This window comes from Roseburia lenta (assembly GCF_014287435.1).
Taxonomy (GTDB): domain Bacteria; phylum Bacillota; class Clostridia; order Lachnospirales; family Lachnospiraceae; genus Pararoseburia; species Pararoseburia lenta.
This window is the reverse complement of record NZ_JACOPG010000002.1, coordinates 101809-121291: the sequence shown is the minus strand read 5'-3', so window position 1 is coordinate 121291 and position 19483 is coordinate 101809. Positions and strand designations below refer to the sequence as shown.

Here is a 19483-nt window from a genome sequence, read left to right as displayed (position 1 = left end):
TTCGAAAAGGAGAAACTTTAATGTTGCAGATAAAAAAATTAAATTTAACACATAAAAAAGACCTGAGAATAATTCTTAATGATTTCAACCTTGTGCTAAATGATGGAGATAAGGCAGTTATTATTGGAGAAGAGGGAAATGGGAAATCGACATTAATGAAGTGGATATACAATCCGTCGCTTGTAGAAAACTATATAGAAGCAGATGGGGAAAGGATAATGGGACACGAACGTCTTGGTTATCTTCCGCAGGAGATGCTCGATGAAGATAAGGAAAAAACAATATACGAATATTTTTCTGAAGAGGAAATATTCTGGGAGAAAACGCCTAAAGAATTGTCTGTTATTGCGGGAAAATTTGGAATGAAAAATGATTTTTTCTACAGTAACCAGACAATGGGTAGTCTTTCAGGAGGCGAAAAAGTCAAGACACAACTTATGAGGCTTTTCATTCGCGATGTTTCTGTGCTGTTGTTGGACGAACCTTCCAATGACATCGACATTGCGACGCTTACATTACTGGAAAAAATCATAAATGACTGGAAGCACATTGTGCTTTTTATTTCACACGATGAAACGCTGATAGAGCGTACTGCCAACATGGTGATACATATCGAGCAGATTATACGAAAAACAAAGGCGAGATATACCGTGGCAAAGCTTCCCTATAGACGCTATGTGGAAGAACGGCTTCATAAATTTGAAATCCAAAAACAGCGGGCACTGAGTGACCGTAGGGAGAAAAAGATTCGCGATGAAAAATATCAAAGAGTTATGCAGAGTGTACAAGGTGCATTAAGAAGTTGTACCAGACAAGCACCGTCTGTTGCCAAAAACTTAAAGGACAAAATGCATACGGTTAAGGCAATGGAACGAAGATTTGAAAAAGAAGATGAAAATATGACTCAGATGCCGGAACAGGAAGAAGCAATCTTTGTCAAATTAGGGGATGAAAACTCACACATTCCCGCAGGAAAAACGGTCATAGAATATGAACTTTCAAAGCTTGTGACTCCGGATGGCAAAAGAATTTTAGCAGAAGGAATTCATTTAAAAATAAAAGGTTCAGAAAAAATCTGTATGATAGGAGCCAACGGGGCAGGAAAAACGACTCTTCTAAAAAAGATAGCGGAAGAACTCCTAAATCGGAATGACATTAAAGCAGAATATATGCCTCAAACTTATGAAGACCTGCTGGATTTGGATGTTACACCGGTTGATTACCTTGATAAAACAGGAGATAAAGAAGAGCGTACAAGAATTAGAACATACCTTGGTTCACTTAAATACACACCAGATGAAATGGAGCATCCGATTCGGGAGTTATCAGGCGGACAAAAGGCGAAAGTGCTTCTCTTGAGGATGAGCTTAAGTGGTGCAAATGTTCTTATTCTGGATGAACCGACAAGAAATTTTTCACCATTGTCCGGTCCGGTAATAAGAAAAATGCTCCGAGAATTTCCGGGGGCTGTCATTAGCATTTCTCACGATAGAAAGTATATTGAAGAGGTGTGCGATAAAATATATCAGCTAAATCCTAATGGATTACAGCTAATTGGTGATTGATAACAAAAAGGATGAAAGACTGACAAATTTCAGGCTTTTAGTGAGTTGGAAAGCATACAAAGATTTGAATTTGGAGGATAGATTATGGTACGTACAGAAGATGCATGTGAAATTATAAAATATGCTTTGCAAAACGAAATTAAAGTATATTTAGATGGCGGATGGGGTGTTGATGCACTTCTTAAAAGAGAATCAAGAATACACAATGATATTGATTTGTTTGTTGAACTGAAACATTATCATGATTATATTTATGTGATTAAGCAGCATGGATTTGAGGAAGTAAATACTGATTATACAACGGATGGTCATACTGTCTGGAAAGATGATAAACAAAGAATCATTGATTTACATTGTTTTGAATTTACAGATGACGGAATTGTTTATGAGGGAGATATATTTCCATCAAAAACTTTTTCCGGTATTGGAAAAGTTGGAGATATAACTGTTTCTTGTATTGAACCATTGAGTCAGGTAATGCTTCATTTGGGATATGAACACGATAAAAATGATGTGCATGATGTGATGCTGTTGTGTGAAACATTTCAAATAGCAATACCAGATGAATATAAGGAAAAGTAAAATTTCAGTTTTGTGTTGAATCTCTAAGCAAAATAGCTTATAATTTGACATGCTACATATAGTTATTATCCACAGTTATCGAGTAGGTGTTATCAATGCCGATAACAAAATGATAACATTAGCTCGTATAGGCAGGATAATATGGATATATCAAATAATCAAAAGAACGAGAAACATTACAGAGAATAATTCCTAAACAAAAAGCGTTAGTCTTTGTAGAGTTTGAATGAATTCAAAATCATTCAAGGTACGATTGACGGTATCTTGAACAGCAGAGAGAATAAGAAGCGATTTGCTTCTTGTTTTCTCTGTTTTCCTATACAGATTCTTCAACATTTATTTGTTGATCTGCTCCGCAGGCAACAAATAAGAGCCGACTATCCTTATTTCTTTATCGTAAATTTACTTGTTACACAGTAATGAAAAAAGCCAATAGTTTGTAACTGAACTTTACAAACTATTGACTTTACATTTTGATGTCCACTCTTCAATGAATTATCATACGAATATATCTTCAATACTTTATAATTCAAGAGTAATAATAAGGCTATTGGCATGTACTTTTGCAACAATATTTCCGCCAAGAATGGTAACAAGTGTTTTTACTACTGCAAGTCCCAATCCTGTACTTCCATTATGTCTTGATTTATCGCCTGTATAAAAACGGTCAAAAAGTCGATTGCAATCAATTTCTGAACTGTCACTCATTGGATTTTCAATGGTAAATATAATATTATTATTTTCATTCTCCATAAGTGTTATTTTTATCGTTCCAACAGAATACTTAATTGCATTTGTCAACAGATTTTGTAAAATTCGTTCTACCATATTTTTATCAGAATATACGTATATTGAATAATCTGGGAGATTTATTTCGGGTAAAATATTCTCCTTTTCTAATGCAACGGCATTTTCCGTAATTAAATTTATTAACATATTAGATATATTAAACTTTTCTTTTTCTGGAACTGTCTGCTGTTCCTCCAAAATAGAAAGGTCATAGAATGTTTCTACCAATTCTTTCATTTTTTCGGCTTTGCTAAAAATCACTTTTACACGCTGTGCTTGACTGGATTCCCAATTTTCTTTTTGCAATAATTGTAAATGACCAAGAATGACTGTAAGAGGTGTACGTAAATCATGTGATATATTAGCAACAGATTCTTTTAAATACTCTTCATTGCGTAATACGCCTGCGACAGCCTGTCGTTGTCTGATATTATATTGATTCAATATACCAGCCAGTCTTTCTAAATCTTTATCAATCAACGAAATGTCTAACATCTGCTGTGAATTTCCAGAATTCAATTCATTAACTTGATCCGCAAGATTACGGATTTGTTTTTTTAATTGAATATATCGAAATAGCAGTATTACTAAAAATATTGTTATGATAATTAAAATCCATTCTATGTTAGACATTTTCTCCACCTATTTAAAATCACATTTACAAAATTTTATCCACGAAAGCAATACTAATATACCAGACCATATACATCCTACTAAAATAGCTATCGGTTGAAAAAAGGGTTTCATACTGACAACGATTCTGATTTGATAAGTAGGTAAAAACCCGACTGGTAATCTCAACATCATTCCATAGCCAAGATATAAGCTAAGACCAAAAATAATAATTGCTGTAACCGAAGTTGCTTTTACAACATCCTGTAAATAGCAACAAATAAGTATTGCAATTAGAAATATCGCACTATTAAGCAGACAAGAATAAATGATTGCTTTTATAATATTGTAAAAAAACATTCCCACGTCTGCAACACCAAAGCGTCCAAATTCCCTTATGCACCCTGAAACTGGATAGACAAGAGCCATAAGATTAAAAGCAATTAAATACGATATTATTTTACTTGTAAAAATTTGTTTTCTGGAATGTCCAGCACTGACCTCTAAGTTTATTGTTCTCTTAGAAAATTCCTGTCCTAAAATCAATGCAAGTATAGCCGACATGATGATAAGAAGAAACGTAGAATCATACACCATTCCATTAAAAATATCAGCAAGAGAAGAAACAATTTCTTCTGTCGGTCCCATGACCTCTGTAACATAAGTATCTGCTGTAAAAAATCCTAAAATAAATATTCCAATCATACCACACCAGTAAATAGAATTATGTAACAACTGATATTTTTCCAGTTTTAATAATTTATCCATAAAAAACACCTCCGGTTATTTCAAGTCTGTATGTAAAAAAGCACTACCTGCAATGAAATATAAAATAAAATTCCATAAAAGATCTACAAACAAGCAAAAGTTTGTCGAATAGACCTTTTGCAATGAAATTAACCTAAGTTGTCCCATTGGTATTATTCTGCTGATTATTTGTGCAGATTCACTGTTCAGCAAAAAAATCATAACAAAAAATAAAACCATTGAAACTGTCAGTGTTTTCCCCATATCACGAAAAATAAAAGCAAAAAACATCGGTAATGCACACAGTGTTATCATGGCAAACAGAGTTAGTAAAACCATAGTATATGTGCTATCATTCCAAAAAAGTTTTTCTCCAATATAAAATTGACTAATAATTCCATGTACAAATAATGGAAATACCAGAATGATAATACAACCTATTTGAGATACAATTAACTTTACTCTAAATATAGAACTTCTTTTATGTCCGGCAGTAATATAAGTATTTAAAGTTCTTCCACTAAAATCACTTCCAATGAACAATGCTATAAACACTATACTCAAAAAATAGAGTAACGGAATATTGTATAATGATGCCATAATTAAGTTTGAAGAGCGTTCTTTACTATCTAACAGCAATATGCTACTCAAAAGGAGATTGAATATTCCAATTCCCCAAAAATACCAACTGTGAAACAACTTATATAACTCAGTTTTTAGGAGATTTGACATCTTTTGTTCCTCCTATTTTGCTCAAAAAATAGTCCTCCAAAGTATCGCTAGATACAGAAAGTCCTGTTACAAGAATGTGCGATTCTGCCAAAGCAGACGCAACTGTCTCTAAATCATTCAAATAATCATACAAACGAATTATGCCATCTGGCATTAGTTTAAAGTTATCTGTATGAAGATTCTCTTCCAAAACCAGAACCGTTTTCTGAACATCTGTTGTTTTAATTGCTATATGTCGTTTACACCGTTCATTTAATTCATAATCGGAAATCTCTTCTATAATTTTTCCATGGTCAATCAGAATAAATTCTGATGCTGTTTGATACAATTCTTCTAAGATATGGCTTGAAACCAAAATGGTCATACCATATTCTTTATTCAAAATTTTTAATAAATTTCTGATTTCTACAATTCCAGCAGGGTCAAGACCATTGATAGGCTCGTCTAAAATCAATAGTTCTGGTGTATTTAAAAGTGCAATCGCTATCCCCAATCTTTGACGCATACCTAATGAAAAATTGCGGACACTCTTTTTACCTGTATCTTGCAATCCAACCATATCTAATGTCCTTTTAATAACTGATTTATCTGGTATGCCTCGTTGAATACGCTGTACTTCCATATTTTGATAGGCAGTCATTGACGGGAATAGAGCAGGCGTTTCAATCATACTTCCAATTCGTTTACGCTGTTTCTGCAATTCTTCTGTTCCAGAATTTCCCCATAAAGAAAGTGTACCACTTGTTGGAAACGCGAGCCCTGTGACTAATCTTAAAAAAGTAGTCTTACCTGCTCCGTTTTGACCAATAAATCCATAAATTTTTCCTTTTTTTATTTGTAAATTTATGTGGTCTAATGCTAATGTTTGTTTATATTCTTTGGTTAAAGACTTTGCTTCTAAAATAATTGAACTCATATCCCAAACCTCCTTTACTTAAACCAGTATAACGGGCAATTTTAAAGAATTTCTTAAATCGTAATGAGAAAAGTTAAAAAAATAATAAAGCTAAGGAACGTTTAATCCTTAGCTTTATGTAGGCGGTAGCCAATGCCCCAAACAGTATCAATAAATTCTGTATCAGAGCATATCGCTTTTAATTTATTGCGTAAATTACTGATATGAACATTAAGTGTATTATCTTCAGCAATATATTCTGTATCCCAAACACTTTGAAAAAGATTCGATTTTGAAAATACTTTATCTGGATATTTCATCAACAATTCTAAAATGCCAAATTCTTTAGCAGTTAAGGATAATTCTATTCCATTCAAAAATGCTGTATTTTTCTCTAGGTCTAAAGTCAGATTGTTATGTTGCAAACATTCTGTCTGGCTATTTTGAAATTGTACTCTTCGCAGATTACTTTCAATTCTGGCAAGCACTTCTTCCATATCAAAAGGTTTTGTGATATAATCGTCTGCTCCCAGACGAAGCAAGTCGATTTTATTTTGTGTAGTTTCTTTCGCTGAAATAATAATAACAGGTATCGTAAATTTCTTGCGTACATCAGATAAAATAATATCACCACTCCGATAAGGAAGCATAATATCAAGTATAATCAAATCAATTTTTTCTTTATTCAAAAAATCCAGAACATGAAGTCCATCATATTGGCAATGCACAGCATATCCTTTTTCTTTTAGAAAATCAGCCAATAACGCATTTATTTCTAAATCATCTTCAATAATCAATATTTGATTCATTAGCCTACCTCATTCCTGCAATGCTACTTTCCCATTATACATTTAAGGTTGTATTTCCTCAATACCATTGCAACCAATCATATGAGAGGGATTCTTATTTTGTCAATCTAATTGTAAGCAGAATAGTATAGATTGGATAAACAATTACCATACTATTCTGCTGTAACATTTATTCTACAATCTTCCAGTTATCGTCCTTATGAAGCACAAACTCATACTGTGAGATTTGCGTCATTTTCGACTTGTTATCCAGATACTTTACGGACACACTGACTTTGAGGTTGTCGCCATCTTTGGTAAAGACTGGGTTTACCAGTTCTGAAAATACATAGTCGCCGGATACAGGAGCAAGCACACCATCTTTGACATAATAGGCAAGTTCCTTTTCCGTAGCTGTCGGATAGAGCTTAAAGAATGTTTCCAAGAAAGCGGTAGCGTCCTTGACTGTATCGGAGCTGACACTGACATCTGCTTCCTGTGCTTTCGGCTCATACTTTGATTTCTGTACCGCCGGAGCAAGGGTTGGATTCTGGGTAATGACCATTGCACCGTCCTTATCCACATGAACGGTCACGGTGTAGTTTTCTGTGACTGTCTGTGTCTGTTCTCCCTCTTTTACCTGCTGATCTACTTCGTAGGCAACGGTAAAATCGTTCGTTCCAGACTGGTCTACATTCCAGACCAGCACATTTGTAACGGTCGCACTGGTTGGTATATCTGTTCTGATGGTATCGGCGTTCAAGTTCTGTAATTCTTTGGTAAGGTATTTACTGATTTCCGTTGTCCTTGCTTCAATGGCTTCCTTGCTGGTATCCCATGAGTAGTAGGCTTTCGCAAAGTTCTTGACGAGATTCTCAATACCGTTGGTATCGTTCAATCTTAGTTGAATGATTTCTTTTTCATGTATCGTGTGCTTTTGCGTTACTTTCGACGAAAGTAACAAAGCCTGCGCCGTATTCGGCGTTAATATGACAGATAAAAGAAAGGGGAAGATTGCCTATGGAGAGAACGATAAGTGCAATGATCGGAAAAGGTTCTGTGAGACATAATACCAGAGCATTTACAGCTAAGAATGTAGATAAGAACAGACGTGCTGATAATATGGGGTTTTGCCAAGAAGATATTAAACAAGTTTATCATAAGCTGTTTGATGAGGCATTGGAACGATATAATGCAAAACAGAAACGGAAAGACCGTATGATTGATGATTACTATGAGAAAATCAGACGAGGCAAGCAGGAAAAGTTATTTCGTGAAGTGATATTTCAGATTGGAAATAAAGATGATATGAATGCCAAAAATGAAGATGGATTGTTGGCAAAAAGGATTTTAACGGAATTTATGGACGAGTTCCAAGCCAGAAATCCGAACTTATATGTATTCTCGGCACATTTGCATATGGATGAAGAAACACCGCATCTGCACATTGATTTTGTACCATATATTAATGTTCAGCTTGAAAAGCAACAGAAAGAACTTAAAAGCAATATAGAGAAGATGGTTCAATCAGAGGAAGTATTACAACGAGATGTGCGTAAGTATGATGAAGCACTGGAATGGCAGTTGCCGGAGCCAGGGGCATTTACAAGTGCGAAGGCGTTTCGGGATAAGGTTGTATTGCCACTTGTGAATAAGTTGAAGTCTTTGGTGAAAAATCTGACAATTCAGTGTGTAAGGCTGAAAGAGGAAGTCCTGAAACTGAGAAAAGAGAAGAGAGAACTTTCGGAAAGCGTGGAGTTTTATAAGGCAAAGATTAGGGATATGAATGAAGGAACAGGAGCTGTTGCAGGAAAAGGCGGATGATCTGGAGCGTGTGAAGAGGTATGCTGGTGCTGAGCAGATTGATACGATTATTGGTAAGGTAAAGGAACAGGAGCGTACAGAGCAGCAGATAAGGCAGCATGACAGGTCTTATGGGACAAGATAATGGGAAGGATGGATTGATGATATGAAAGATAATCAAATGGATAATATCGTGGAATGTGCTTATAACATGGATAACGGCTATGTTGAGGTGTGGTTTACAGATGGAAATATGTTGCGGATAAAGTGCGAAGAAGTGGAGGCTGCTCTGAGGACAACGGAGCAGTCACTGGCGAAGTTACATAAATTATTGGATGAAAAGCCGATAGAATATGTGGCGTTGGCACTATCCGGAGAGATGCAGGCATATTGTGATATCGAGGATGATATGGTTAAGGGAATGTTTGGGACGATTGTGCAAGGGTATTTGAAGAAGGGGTATAATCGGGCTGCGGCGGAGATGATGGCTAGGGAGGTATGAGACCTAAATAATATGATTTTTCTTGACATATATGATATAATTATCATGAGATAGTTGTATAGTAAAATATATTTGTGATATTCCGAATATACTTTGAGAGGAAGAAACTTGTGTTTAACAGTAAGATAGATAAGTTTACGACATATGACAATAAGATTTCTGATTTGAAAACCAAGAAAACCGAATATCTTAAAATGATACAAGGTATAGATGAACAAATTAGTAATATTGTTGACGAAAGACGTGATTATGGCATTAAACAATATTTGGACAAGAAAAAAAGAGAAGAACTATTGGAAAATGCTGAAAAATACGGATATTCTCCTGAAAAACTTCGTGAGTTAAAAGTGTATGTGGATGAATGGAATCAAGATTGTGTTACAAATGATGTATTAGATAGCTTTAGAGTTATAGAAGAATTTGTAAAGGATAATCAAGAGCAATATAAAGGGAATATAATGTATAAATTTTCAAAATTCCTTAGTGACGAAGGGAGGAATTCAAATGAAAATTAATATTACCCCACCTAGGCATTATTCAGATTTCTATTTACACACCAAAACAAAAAAGTATTTGAAAGGAGAATATAATAAGTTAAAAGCATGGAATGTATTTGAAGGTGAAAGAAAAGGGTACTATTTGTATATAACCAAAAGAAATATTCAAATTGAATTGATTGACAACGGAAAAGAAACTGTTAATGATATAGAAAGATATTTAGAATTTTTGTTTTGCAATCAATACATAGGAGTAAGTTTTGAAGGAAATGATAATGTACATCTTGAAATGAAAAAGGTTAAATGCTTTTACTTATAGATAATCATGGAAAAGAAGAATGATGTAGAATTAGTTAAAGAATTGTTTGAAATTGTTATTTTAATTGGATTGATAATAATTAGATTTTTACCGATAGGGGATAATAATCCTATAATTAAAATAGCGGGATATGTGGGAGTACTAGTATCAGTGCTAGATTTGTATATAGATTCTATTGGAAAATTTTCTAGTTATGACAAGTTTCATGTTATCAAGGGATGGTCATATGCAATATTTTTATTAATGGCTATTTTTTTAGTACTTTTCCTAACGGGAATTGTGAAGATAAATGATGTATGGAGTGATGTATTTACATTAATGGCATTACTTATTACATTACCTAAAAGATTGTATATTCAATTATTAGAAAAGTATATATGCGGAGGAAAAAACAATGAATGAGAAGATTGAGATGCTTTTAAGTACCTATGCAGGGGATGATACTGATCTTTGTTATTATATACTTGACATTTTAAATCAGTCAGAAAATCCAGGAAGCAGTTTGGAATATTTTATGGAAAAAGTCAGAACTCGAAGCTCAGATGAAACCTATTCGCTGGAAAAGAAGTTTTCAATTAATGAATTGCAACAATTGGATTCAATTTATTCAAAATATGTTGATGAGTTATTAGTTGCAATAGTAAATAAAGCACATTTATCTAAGTGGAATATTGGAAAATTTTATGATACTTTATGGGAAAAAATAAGTACAGACATTCTGTTTGAAAATGAAAAGACAAAATCGTTTGTGTTGTTTAAGATGGCGCAAAATCCGTTGATGCCTTATGTAGAGATAGACTCGCCATTATCAATGAGTGATGAAAAATTTAGCGAGATACTTGAAAAAAACAAAGATTTGATTATTAAAATAAGACATATTTTATCGCTTAATTTCACTCAAAAAACAGAGGTGGCCTCGTTGATTCTTAATGAGATTCAAAAGAATAAATCATTTGAAGAACAAAGCGTTATTTTGGCAATTGTATTAGATGAATTTACTCAAAGGAAAGTCAATGGACTAATGCAAATGTTGGGAAATGCAAATGTTAAGTTCGAACAAAATAAATAGTGGCTCCATTTTGGCTCTAAAAATTTTAGACGAGGTACACAAAAATGTGAAATAAGATGAATATGAAGAATAAAACGCACAAATGTGTACCGAAAAACAGCCAGATAAATCTCTCCGCCCAAGAGTTTGAGTAGACCTGAAGTGGTTTAGAGGTTGGTATAACAAATCAAGTATTTTCAAGGCTTGAAATCATGTTAAGAAAACATGATTTCAGGCCTTTTTTGTGTCGTGATACGATTATGATACTGTTTTTCTCAGAAAAAACTGTATCGGAATTATTCCAGAATAAAGTCCAAACCTGTTTTTCATCTTTTATTTTCCACAAATTATAAAATTTCAAACTTTTTTTGCTCTCGTTTAGTAATGGGGATTTTTTCAACCCAAATGTATTACGTAACAAGAAATAGTATGTAAGCGGAGGGCAATGATTATGGCAAAGTATATTGTTGAAGAGACAAACAGAAGTAAATATGAAAAGAATTATAAGTTCCCGATGATAAATCTGATTCCTGCAATCATTTGGTGTATCCCAGTTCATCAGAAGTTGACTCCGTTGGTAGGAACAATGGGAGCATATATAGCGATGGCTGCCTTCTTTGTGTTGTATATTCTCTTATCATATGTTCCGATTGCAGTGTTAGTTCCGGGAATTGGAGGCGTTATAATTTTGACTGCTCTGTTTTGGGCACCGGCGGATCATATTGGAAATAATGTGGCAAGGATAATCGTAAAGGCAATAATCCTTATCATTGCGATAATGATTGAGTTTTGTATTGTGATAAATGCGACATTGCCGTGGCTGGAAAGGAAGACTGCAACACCGCCAAGAATTAGGAAAATAGATGGATAATGCTGAACATAAAAAAATATATCAAAAATGATTATGATTTTTTGAAAAATGTTATTGACAAGCAAAGAACATTATCGTTACAATAGTTGTTTTGAAACAGCTAGAAGTTTCTGGAATTACATGAAGTCTGAGGAATTGGGAACAAGGAATTAGCATATATTGAGAGGGTGGTGTTTTGAATGTATGGAAAAGCTATTGAACTCTTTCTTGTAAATGGTTCTGCGGATAGTTTGACAACAGCGGAACTATCAAACTGGAATGGTAAAGCTATTAAGATTCCAAGAACAGAGATTGCAGGATGTGACCGGGATGATATCAAAGGTGTCGGCGTGTACTTCTTGATGTGTCAGGAGGATGACGGAACAGATTCTGTTTATATCGGTGAGGCAGAAAATGTACTGGATAGACTTTCTCAGCATCTTAGAGATTATCAGTCCGGTAAAGAAAAATATTACTGGAATACAGCGGTTATTTTTGTTGGTCGAGACTTGAATAAAGCCTTGATCCGATATTTAGAGAATCGTTTTGTTGAGATTGCCAAGGACTGTGGCAGGTATTCGATTCTGACAAAGAATACATATAAGAACACGGTGCTGAAGGAAACTCAGATTGCCACAATGGAAGAGTTTATTGATAACGTGAAGATTCTTATCAATACCCTTGGATATAAGGTGCTTGTTCCTGTTCCGAAGGCTACGGATGATACGGTTTACTTATATTGCAAGGGCACGGAGGCAAATGCAAAAGGATTTGTAAGCACCGGTGGTTTTACAGTTCTGTCCGGATCGAAAATATCCGATCATACAGTGCCGTCTTTAGAAACACAGGGAAAAGGATATTTTAATCTGAGAAATACTCTTATCAAAGAAGAAGTGATAAAGGATGGGGTATTCCAAAAGGATTATGAGTTTAGTGCTTCATCCGCTGCATCGGCTGTAATACTTGGACATACATCCAATGGTAATGTTGACTGGAAGACTGAGAACGGAACGAAATTAAAAGATTAGTAGGAGATGTTTAGATTGAAGTATATCGTAAAGAAAATCATGGAACCAGATTGCGGTTGTGAGGAGCGTCCGGATGATTATATGGCTATGGACAAAGTCTTATTAAGAGATGAAAACGGATCTGAAATTGATATGGAGATTGCTGATAAAGAATTATACAGTAAAGATATCAATGAAGGAGATTGGGTATATTTTGATCTAAACAATCAGATTTTTAAAGAGCAATAACTTTTGGTACAATGGACCAGAAGTTGACCAGGGGGAATAATATCGATGGATAATAATTTCATAGAGGAATTGCTTAATCATCCATATGAAAAGAAGAGTATTAAGTCATTAAGAGGAGGATTCTGGATAGAGGAAGTTTTTACAAATAAGAATAATCATATAGATGGTGAAATATGTTGTGGTATTCATGGAGACGATTTAGGGAATGGTAGTGTGGAGATTCACATAGACATCGAAAAATTTAAAAATGACCATCATGCCGGATTTGGCTATTTGGAAGTACCCTCAAGGATTAGCAATCATGGAATAGGCACAACACTTATGCTTTCCGTTATTGATATAATAAAGGCTTTTAAGGAATTTTATTCGGTAGGAGAAAAAGTGAGGGTAAGTGGTTGGTTATCTACGTCGGATAAACAGAATGGTAATTGGAACAAGTCAGTTCCTCTTTACGAAAAGATAGGGCACCTAGCAAATGTAGAAAGCTATTTTACTATCAAGAATGATGAAAATCATTATTCAGCAGAAGATTTTTTGCGTATTTCAAATGACGATGGAAGCATTATTTATTTGATTTAAGTGGGAGGTGAGGATTTGCCTTTTCAGATTATTAGAAATGACATAACAAAAGTAAAAGCAGATGCCATAGTAAATACAGCAAATCCGAACGTTGCCGTTGATGATGGTGTTGATTCTGCCATATATAAAGCTGCCGGAAAGAAAAAGCTTCTTGAAGCACGTAAGAAGATTGGTCTTTTGATGCCGGGTGAAGTAGCAATCACGGATGCATTTGATCTTGATGCAAAGTACATCATTCATGCAAGTGGTCCTTGGTGGACGGATGGAAGTAAAGGTGAGGAAGAGTGTCTTCGCTCATGCTATGCGAAGGCATTACAGTTAGCGAAGGACTATGGATGTAATTCCATTGCATTCCCACTTCTTGCCACGGGCACATATGGTTTCCCGAAGGAGCTTGGCATACAGATTGCTGTTGATACTTTTACGGCTTTCTTGGAAGATAATGACATAGAGATTACGCTTGCTGTGTTTGGTAGCGAGGATGTTACTATTTCTGGTAAGCTTGTAGAAGATGTTGCCTGCTTTGTTGATGACGGCTATGTAGAAACAGCTCTTGCTGAGGAATACCGAAATGATAACTATCCGCGCGAAACGGGAAAACGGCCAGAGAGCAGAGTCGGTGCTACATTGCAATCTTTCCATATGCCATCATTCCTGCGAAGAGAAAACAGGGATAAGGAGGAAGATAGTTTTGATGCGCTTCCTTTAGAGGAAGAGGCTAAGGAAGATGAATCACCGGATGCAGATATGATGCAATCATATTCTGCAATGGAAGCGCCTTCGGTTATGATGCCGGAGTATCTTAAGCCGGTTTCCTTTGAAAAGAAGTCAGAGTCTTTGGAGGAAGCGTTAAAGGAAATCTATACGGATTCTTTTGAAAAGCATTTACAGCAGCTTATCAATAAAAAGGAGCTTAAAAACTCAGAAGTATACGCAACAGCGAATATTTCAAAGCAGTATTTCTCAAAACTTCTTAAGGGGCAGGTAAAGCCTTCAAAAGAGAAGATGCTTGCACTTGCTGTTGGGTTGCGCCTTAATCTTGACGAAACGATAGATTTTCTTAGAATAGCCGGGTATGCGTTGTCACCGATATCGCAGACCGATAAGATAGTTGAGTATTTCATAGAGCACGAAGATTATAACGTCTTAAAAATAGATATTGTATTGTTTGATTATGGGCTGGATCCATTGTCAAATCCATAAATATGAAAGGTCGCCTTACGGTTGACCTTTTTTCTTTGCCTACGATTTATTATTACATCACAACAAGGAAATGCCTCACTGCAGGGAGGTCAGTAATAGAAAACGGAGGTAAAGGATCATGAGTAAAGGATTAACGGAAATCGTTTATATTTTGGATAGAAGCGGATCTATGGGAGGGCTTGAAGCAGATACCATCGGTGGTTTTAATTCCATGATGGAGAAGCAGAAAAAGACCGGTGAGAAGGCATATGTATCTACAGTGTTGTTTGATGATACCTGTGAAGTGCTACATGATAGAGTGTCGATTGATAAGATTAAGAAGATGACGGACAAGGAGTATTACGTTCGCGGATGTACAGCACTTCTTGATGCTGTAGGTGGAGCAATCCATCACATCGGAAATATTCATAAGTATGCCAGACCTGAAGACCGTCCGGAGAAGACCATCTTTGTGATTACAACAGATGGTATGGAAAATGCCAGCAGACAGTATTCTTATGATAAGGTGCAAAAGATGGTAAAGCACCAGCAGAAAAAGTATGGCTGGGAGTTTATTTTCATCGGAGCTAACATTGATGCATATGCGGAAGCTCAGCGTTTTGGAATCAGAAAAGAGCGTGCCGTAAATTATGTGCATGACAATATAGGAACCGCTACAGTTTATGAAGGTGTATCTAAGGCAGTGTGCTTTGCGATGAAGGCAAGTTCTGCGGAACATATGGAGGATTGTCTTAATGATAGTGGATGGAAAGCTCCAATCGTAGCAGATTATCTAACTCGTGGAAATAAGAAGAATGGGGGTAAGAACTAATGGCTATTAAGGGTGCAGTATTAGGCGATATATTGGGATCTCAGTATGAGTTTAATCGTCCCAAAAATCTGGATTGGCAAAACATACCGCTTATCATAGATGATAAAGCTAAGTTTACGGATGACTCTGTTATGATGCTTGCCATAAAAAAACTCTGGTGGAAGATAATGACCTGGTTGAAACAATGGTAGCTGTTGGTCAGCAGTATCCATTCTGTGGATATGGACGGCTGTGTTAAGCTGTCTATCGCGAAAAGGCTCTCTATTCGGGTTTTGATTACTCGGGTATGGGAGCCTTTCTTTATGCCTTTTTGTACAGCCGTGGGTCCCTGCAGTCAACTTATGAGGAATGATGGGAGAGATTTTTAACTTTTGGTCCAGTGGACCAGAAGTGGATAATTACGGGTTGACAGAATTAAATTCTGTGGAAAAATCTTGATTATTGTGGTAATATTACCATGTAACTGAAAATTGGGGCGTGATGCTTTTTAAATTTTGTGTTCTATTTGTACGAGATTTATTACTGCATATGCAAGTGTGCTTTAGTAAATACATGAAAATAGAGAAGAAAATTTAAGATCCATGTCTGATGCAGACGATTACTATCTCACGAGTAGTCTATTTTGTGTTAGATTATTATGCCCCTTTCACATTTATTGTTGAAAGGAGTTTTTTGTTTTATGGACAAAAAAGAGTATTTTGAAACAGTAGTACAGAATCAGATAGGATATGAGTTTAAGAATCAAAAGTTGTTAAGACAGGCATTTGTACGAAAATCGTATACCGAAGAGAATGGTGGAGAGAACAATGAGGTTTTGGAATTTGTTGGCGATACGGTTTTAAGTGCTTCCGTTATGAGGTATCTAACAACGAAATATGGAAATGACCTTCATATCCAGGAGAAGATACCAGCAGGATTTAGAGTACCACAGGAACCGGAAGAGTTTCATAGTGAGAAAACAGAAGGTGAGCTTACCAGAATAAAGCAAAAACTGGTAGAAAAAAAGACGCTGGCAATGCGTATCGACGAAATGGGCTTTACTGAGTTTCTTATTATGGGTAAGGGAGATATAGAACAAAATATGGCTGAGCAACCTTCTGTAAAAGAAGATTTGTTTGAGGCCATACTTGGTGCAGTTGCGCTTGATACCAATTATGATTATGAGATCATCCAGAATGTGGCAGAGGTAATGCTTCGACCGGATTCTATTGTGGATAATGGGGAAGAAGCAGATTATGTAAGATTAATCTATGAGTGGGATGAATCTTTTGGTTGTATTCCGTACTTTAGGTATAAAAATGAGCGCTATAGTCTATATATTCCAAGTAGCCCTGAAGTAATCGAGGTTGTTCCACAAGGTCGCTATTATCTTACAAATGCTAATCATTCATGTGAAATGTCCATACGAAATGATCTCCCAAGATTTAAAGCATATGGATTATCAAAGAATGAAGCACGCAAGATAGCTTGTAAGGCTGCATATGACTATCTGGTAGAACATGATTTATTGTTTACGATTCGTGACGAAATAGATGAGCCATCTATTGAAATGGCAATAAATCAGCTTGAGATACTTGCTCGGCGTGGATATTTCAGTATTCCAAGATATGATTATACGGAATCGCATGATGAAGATGGAAATCCGATTTGGCATGTTGAATGTCATATTGATGAAATCGACGTTGAATTTGATTCTGAATCTTCATCAAAAAAACAGGCTAAGAAAGAAGTTGCGTTTGAGATGCTACAGTATGTATTAGATAACTATGAAGAGGAGTAAAGAAAGGAGACCAGCAATATGGATAGATTTGATTATAGTGATGGAGATTTTCTTTATAACATGGGTGGCGGTATGATGATGGATTCTGAAGGCCATATGATGCAAGATATGGGGGCTGGTATGGCGATGGATATGGAATCCGGAGAATTACATCTTACGGACAGTGGGTCACATTCGTTATTTGATGATGAAGAAGATGATTGGTAGTTCGTGTCGTATAAGTATCAATGGGAACTTAGTGAGTATCTGAACAGAGATATTTGCCAGCCAGAGGGATTTGATGCGTATGGATATCCGAGTGAACTTTTTAAATTAGACATGGAACGATTAGGGATTGCTGCTAAGAGAAAGCCAGCAAAGGTAATTGATTTCAGTCAGTATATAGAAAGCAATCGTGGTACTAACGATTAGTACCACAAAACTTTTTCTTGCAGAAATATTGCTTAGAGATTATAATTTCCATAGGTGGACTTGCAAACTATCGGATGATTATTCTGCGAATAGTAAACAAACCTGCAAGCCACCGGAACTACACACAATAATGACAATATAGCAATGGTACTGGATTGGTACTAAAAATATGTGAAACGAAGAATAACGTGTGGAAAAAGTATGAGTTATCAATACAAAACGGTATAGATAACTGCACTGAAATAATCAAAATCAAACCAAACTTTGCGAGTTTGAATAACGGACAGAAATGCCGAAAGCCTGTATTTATACAGGTTTCCGGCATTTGTTTTATCGAATGGCTCTAGTTTGGCTCTATTTGTGGGTGGAGTAATAGGGATAAATCTTATATCGGCTGTAGGAGTGATAATGAAAATGGATATTAGAGTAGCAACTTTGGAGGATGTACAGATAGTAGCAAAATTGGCGATTCAGATGTGGAAATCACATACCATTGGAGAATTGGCAAGGGAATTTTACGATTATATTAGCAAAGAGAAGGGGATAGTTTTTATTGCAGTGGCAGATGCAGGCGCAGTTGGCTTCGCACAATGTGGATTAAGACATGACTATGTAGAAGGCACAGCTTCAAGTCCAGTAGGGTACTTGGAAGGGATTTTTATAAAAGCGGAATATAGAAAAAGAGGACTGGCAAGAGGTCTGTTAGAGACATGTCAGAAGTGGGCAAAGGAGCAGGGGTGTACAGAATTTGCCAGTGATTGTGAGCTAGATAATGAAAATAGTCGCAAATTTCACTTAAAAATAGGTTTTGTAGAAGCAAATAGAATTATCTGCTTTACGAAAAAATTAACAGATTCTGTTATTGACAAGAACGTAACAATGACATTTGACGAATCATTGGGTGGCTGCACATACGATCATATAAAAAGATTTGAATATAAGAAAGCAACAATGAAAGATGTTGATGAATTAGTAAGAACGAGAATAATTGTCCTGCGTGCAGCTAATAAATTGTCGGATGATGTGGATATGTCTCTGGTAGAGAAGGAATCATATGCATATTATAGATATGCATTGAAAACCGGAGAGCATGTTGCATATTTGGTATATGATAACGGAAAGTTTATCGGTGCAGGTGGAGTCAGCTTTTATCAGGTTATGCCGACATATCATAACCCGACAGGCAAAAAGGCTTATATCATGAATATGTATACCAATCCGGAATATCGTAGACAGGGAATTGCATATCATACATTGGATTTATTGATAAAAGATGCGAGGGAGCAGGGCATATCACAGATTGCGTTAGAGGCAACGGATATGGGACGACCTTTGTATGAGAGATACGGATTTATAAAAATGGAAGATGAAATGGAACTGATTAAGTGACAAGATATATTGGGTTCACTACAGGTGAATGGATGGAGTGACTTAAATGATAACAGATAGAAGAAAGTGAATGTTTAAGATTGCAATATTACAAAAACGTGCCATTAATGCACAAATAGCTAAGGGTAAAGTTGATGATAGTCTTATGAGAGTCTTGAGTAAAGAGATAGCATGTGAATTAATGGAAATTATATTTGGTAATAATGACAATAAAGACGTTGTGTAAAGAAAAATAATTAAAATGATAAAAGTAAACCCACAAATATCACAGCGGATATGGCATCGGAATTGGAAAATTAAAGAGTGAATACAAAGTATAGGTTTT

General features: G+C 35.6%; 25 protein-coding genes and 2 pseudogenes. 21 read left to right on the top strand and 6 right to left on the bottom strand.

Annotation, left to right across the window (positions count from 1 at the left end; genetic code table 11):
- Nucleotides 1–20 precede the first annotated feature (20 nt).
- Both H8R94_RS04535 and H8R94_RS04530 read left to right on the top strand, forming a co-directional pair.
- Nucleotides 21–1565 carry an ATP-binding cassette domain-containing protein gene (locus tag H8R94_RS04535; protein ID WP_009247522.1) on the top strand — a complete coding sequence of 515 codons (1545 nt, stop codon included), beginning with the start codon at nucleotides 21–23 and terminating at the stop codon, nucleotides 1563–1565.
- Between the two features lie 84 nt (nucleotides 1566–1649).
- A complete protein-coding gene (locus H8R94_RS04530) occupies nucleotides 1650–2147 on the top strand; it encodes a nucleotidyltransferase domain-containing protein (RefSeq protein ID WP_009247521.1) in 498 nt (165 codons plus the stop codon).
- A 522-nt stretch (nucleotides 2148–2669) separates the two neighbouring features.
- Here the strand turns inward: H8R94_RS04530 and H8R94_RS04525 are convergent.
- From H8R94_RS04525 to H8R94_RS04500, 6 genes and pseudogenes are all read right to left on the bottom strand, one after another.
- Entirely contained in the window at nucleotides 2670–3569 is a 900-nt protein-coding gene (locus H8R94_RS04525; RefSeq protein ID WP_186854021.1) for a sensor histidine kinase, read from the bottom strand.
- A 9-nt stretch (nucleotides 3570–3578) separates the two neighbouring features.
- Nucleotides 3579–4316 carry an ABC transporter permease gene (locus H8R94_RS04520; protein ID WP_186854020.1) on the bottom strand — a complete coding sequence of 246 codons (738 nt, stop codon included), beginning with the start codon at nucleotides 4314–4316 and terminating at the stop codon, nucleotides 3579–3581.
- Nucleotides 4317–4331: 15 nt separating this feature from the next.
- The gene (locus tag H8R94_RS04515) at nucleotides 4332–5027 is read right to left on the bottom strand and encodes an ABC transporter permease (RefSeq protein ID WP_118280159.1); all 696 of its coding nucleotides are present in this window, start codon (nucleotides 5025–5027) and stop codon (nucleotides 4332–4334) included.
- Nucleotides 5005–5943, bottom strand: a complete 939-nt coding sequence (locus tag H8R94_RS04510; protein WP_118199745.1) for an ABC transporter ATP-binding protein — start codon at nucleotides 5941–5943, stop codon at nucleotides 5005–5007. The genes H8R94_RS04515 and H8R94_RS04510 overlap by 23 nt, the downstream gene beginning before the upstream one ends.
- A 101-nt stretch (nucleotides 5944–6044) precedes the next feature.
- Nucleotides 6045–6731, bottom strand: a complete 687-nt coding sequence (locus H8R94_RS04505; RefSeq protein ID WP_186854019.1) for a response regulator transcription factor — start codon at nucleotides 6729–6731, stop codon at nucleotides 6045–6047.
- Between the two features lie 169 nt (nucleotides 6732–6900).
- Nucleotides 6901–7644 (bottom strand): annotated as a pseudogene (locus H8R94_RS04500) (conjugal transfer protein); the annotation flags it as partial.
- Between the two features lie 107 nt (nucleotides 7645–7751).
- On the opposite strand from H8R94_RS04500, the gene H8R94_RS04495 reads away from it, so the two are divergent.
- The 19 genes and pseudogenes from H8R94_RS04495 to H8R94_RS04410 all read left to right on the top strand — a co-directional run bounded on the left by H8R94_RS04495 (nucleotide 7752) and on the right by H8R94_RS04410 (nucleotide 19384).
- Complete coding sequence (locus H8R94_RS04495; protein WP_408639022.1) at nucleotides 7752–8534, top strand: plasmid recombination protein; 783 nt, start codon at nucleotides 7752–7754, stop codon at nucleotides 8532–8534.
- Nucleotides 8497–8658 carry a hypothetical protein gene (locus tag H8R94_RS12480; protein ID WP_330592989.1) on the top strand — a complete coding sequence of 54 codons (162 nt, stop codon included), beginning with the start codon at nucleotides 8497–8499 and terminating at the stop codon, nucleotides 8656–8658. Before H8R94_RS04495 ends, H8R94_RS12480 begins: the two co-directional genes overlap by 38 nt.
- A 21-nt stretch (nucleotides 8659–8679) precedes the next feature.
- Nucleotides 8680–9015 carry a DUF6061 family protein gene (locus tag H8R94_RS04490; RefSeq protein WP_186854018.1) on the top strand — a complete coding sequence of 112 codons (336 nt, stop codon included), beginning with the start codon at nucleotides 8680–8682 and terminating at the stop codon, nucleotides 9013–9015.
- Nucleotides 9016–9125: 110 nt separating this feature from the next.
- The gene (locus tag H8R94_RS04485) at nucleotides 9126–9530 is read left to right on the top strand and encodes a hypothetical protein (protein ID WP_186854017.1); all 405 of its coding nucleotides are present in this window, start codon (nucleotides 9126–9128) and stop codon (nucleotides 9528–9530) included.
- Nucleotides 9520–9831 (top strand): hypothetical protein, encoded by a 312-nt coding sequence (locus H8R94_RS04480; RefSeq protein WP_186854016.1) that lies wholly within the window; start codon nucleotides 9520–9522, stop codon nucleotides 9829–9831. The genes H8R94_RS04485 and H8R94_RS04480 overlap by 11 nt, the downstream gene beginning before the upstream one ends.
- 6 nt (nucleotides 9832–9837) lie before the next feature.
- Complete coding sequence (locus tag H8R94_RS04475) at nucleotides 9838–10233, top strand: hypothetical protein (RefSeq protein WP_186854015.1); 396 nt, start codon at nucleotides 9838–9840, stop codon at nucleotides 10231–10233.
- Nucleotides 10226–10900: a hypothetical protein gene (locus H8R94_RS04470; protein ID WP_186854014.1), complete on the top strand. Its 675-nt coding sequence runs from the start codon at nucleotides 10226–10228 to the stop codon at nucleotides 10898–10900. Before H8R94_RS04475 ends, H8R94_RS04470 begins: the two co-directional genes overlap by 8 nt.
- Before the next feature lie 430 nt (nucleotides 10901–11330).
- Nucleotides 11331–11750 (top strand): hypothetical protein, encoded by a 420-nt coding sequence (locus H8R94_RS04465; protein WP_186854013.1) that lies wholly within the window; start codon nucleotides 11331–11333, stop codon nucleotides 11748–11750.
- A gap of 179 nt (nucleotides 11751–11929) precedes the next feature.
- Nucleotides 11930–12757: a GIY-YIG nuclease family protein gene (locus tag H8R94_RS04460; protein ID WP_186854012.1), complete on the top strand. Its 828-nt coding sequence runs from the start codon at nucleotides 11930–11932 to the stop codon at nucleotides 12755–12757.
- Between the two features lie 15 nt (nucleotides 12758–12772).
- On the top strand, nucleotides 12773–12985 hold the full coding sequence (locus H8R94_RS04455; RefSeq protein ID WP_186854011.1) for a hypothetical protein: 213 nt from the start codon (nucleotides 12773–12775) through the stop codon (nucleotides 12983–12985).
- Nucleotides 12986–13030: 45 nt separating this feature from the next.
- A complete protein-coding gene (locus H8R94_RS04450) occupies nucleotides 13031–13564 on the top strand; it encodes a hypothetical protein (protein WP_186854010.1) in 534 nt (177 codons plus the stop codon).
- A 15-nt stretch (nucleotides 13565–13579) separates the two neighbouring features.
- Entirely contained in the window at nucleotides 13580–14767 is a 1188-nt protein-coding gene (locus tag H8R94_RS04445) for a macro domain-containing protein (RefSeq protein WP_186854009.1), read from the top strand.
- Between the two features lie 118 nt (nucleotides 14768–14885).
- Nucleotides 14886–15578, top strand: coding sequence for a vWA domain-containing protein (locus tag H8R94_RS04440; RefSeq protein WP_186854008.1), 693 nt, complete (start codon nucleotides 14886–14888; stop codon nucleotides 15576–15578).
- Nucleotides 15578–15769 carry a hypothetical protein gene (locus H8R94_RS04435; RefSeq protein ID WP_186854007.1) on the top strand — a complete coding sequence of 64 codons (192 nt, stop codon included), beginning with the start codon at nucleotides 15578–15580 and terminating at the stop codon, nucleotides 15767–15769. Before H8R94_RS04440 ends, H8R94_RS04435 begins: the two co-directional genes overlap by 1 nt.
- 488 nt (nucleotides 15770–16257) lie before the next feature.
- A complete protein-coding gene (locus H8R94_RS04430) occupies nucleotides 16258–17358 on the top strand; it encodes a ribonuclease III domain-containing protein (protein ID WP_186854006.1) in 1101 nt (366 codons plus the stop codon).
- An 18-nt stretch (nucleotides 17359–17376) separates the two neighbouring features.
- Nucleotides 17377–17565: a hypothetical protein gene (locus H8R94_RS04425; protein ID WP_186854005.1), complete on the top strand. Its 189-nt coding sequence runs from the start codon at nucleotides 17377–17379 to the stop codon at nucleotides 17563–17565.
- A gap of 612 nt (nucleotides 17566–18177) precedes the next feature.
- Nucleotides 18178–18606, top strand: a pseudogene (gene aac(6'), locus H8R94_RS12420) (aminoglycoside 6'-N-acetyltransferase); the annotation flags it as partial.
- 42 nt (nucleotides 18607–18648) lie between these two features.
- Nucleotides 18649–19158 carry a GNAT family N-acetyltransferase gene (locus tag H8R94_RS12415; protein ID WP_186854283.1) on the top strand — a complete coding sequence of 170 codons (510 nt, stop codon included), beginning with the start codon at nucleotides 18649–18651 and terminating at the stop codon, nucleotides 19156–19158.
- A gap of 70 nt (nucleotides 19159–19228) precedes the next feature.
- Nucleotides 19229–19384, top strand: a complete 156-nt coding sequence (locus tag H8R94_RS04410) for a hypothetical protein (RefSeq protein ID WP_186854004.1) — start codon at nucleotides 19229–19231, stop codon at nucleotides 19382–19384.
- Nucleotides 19385–19483 lie beyond the last annotated feature (99 nt).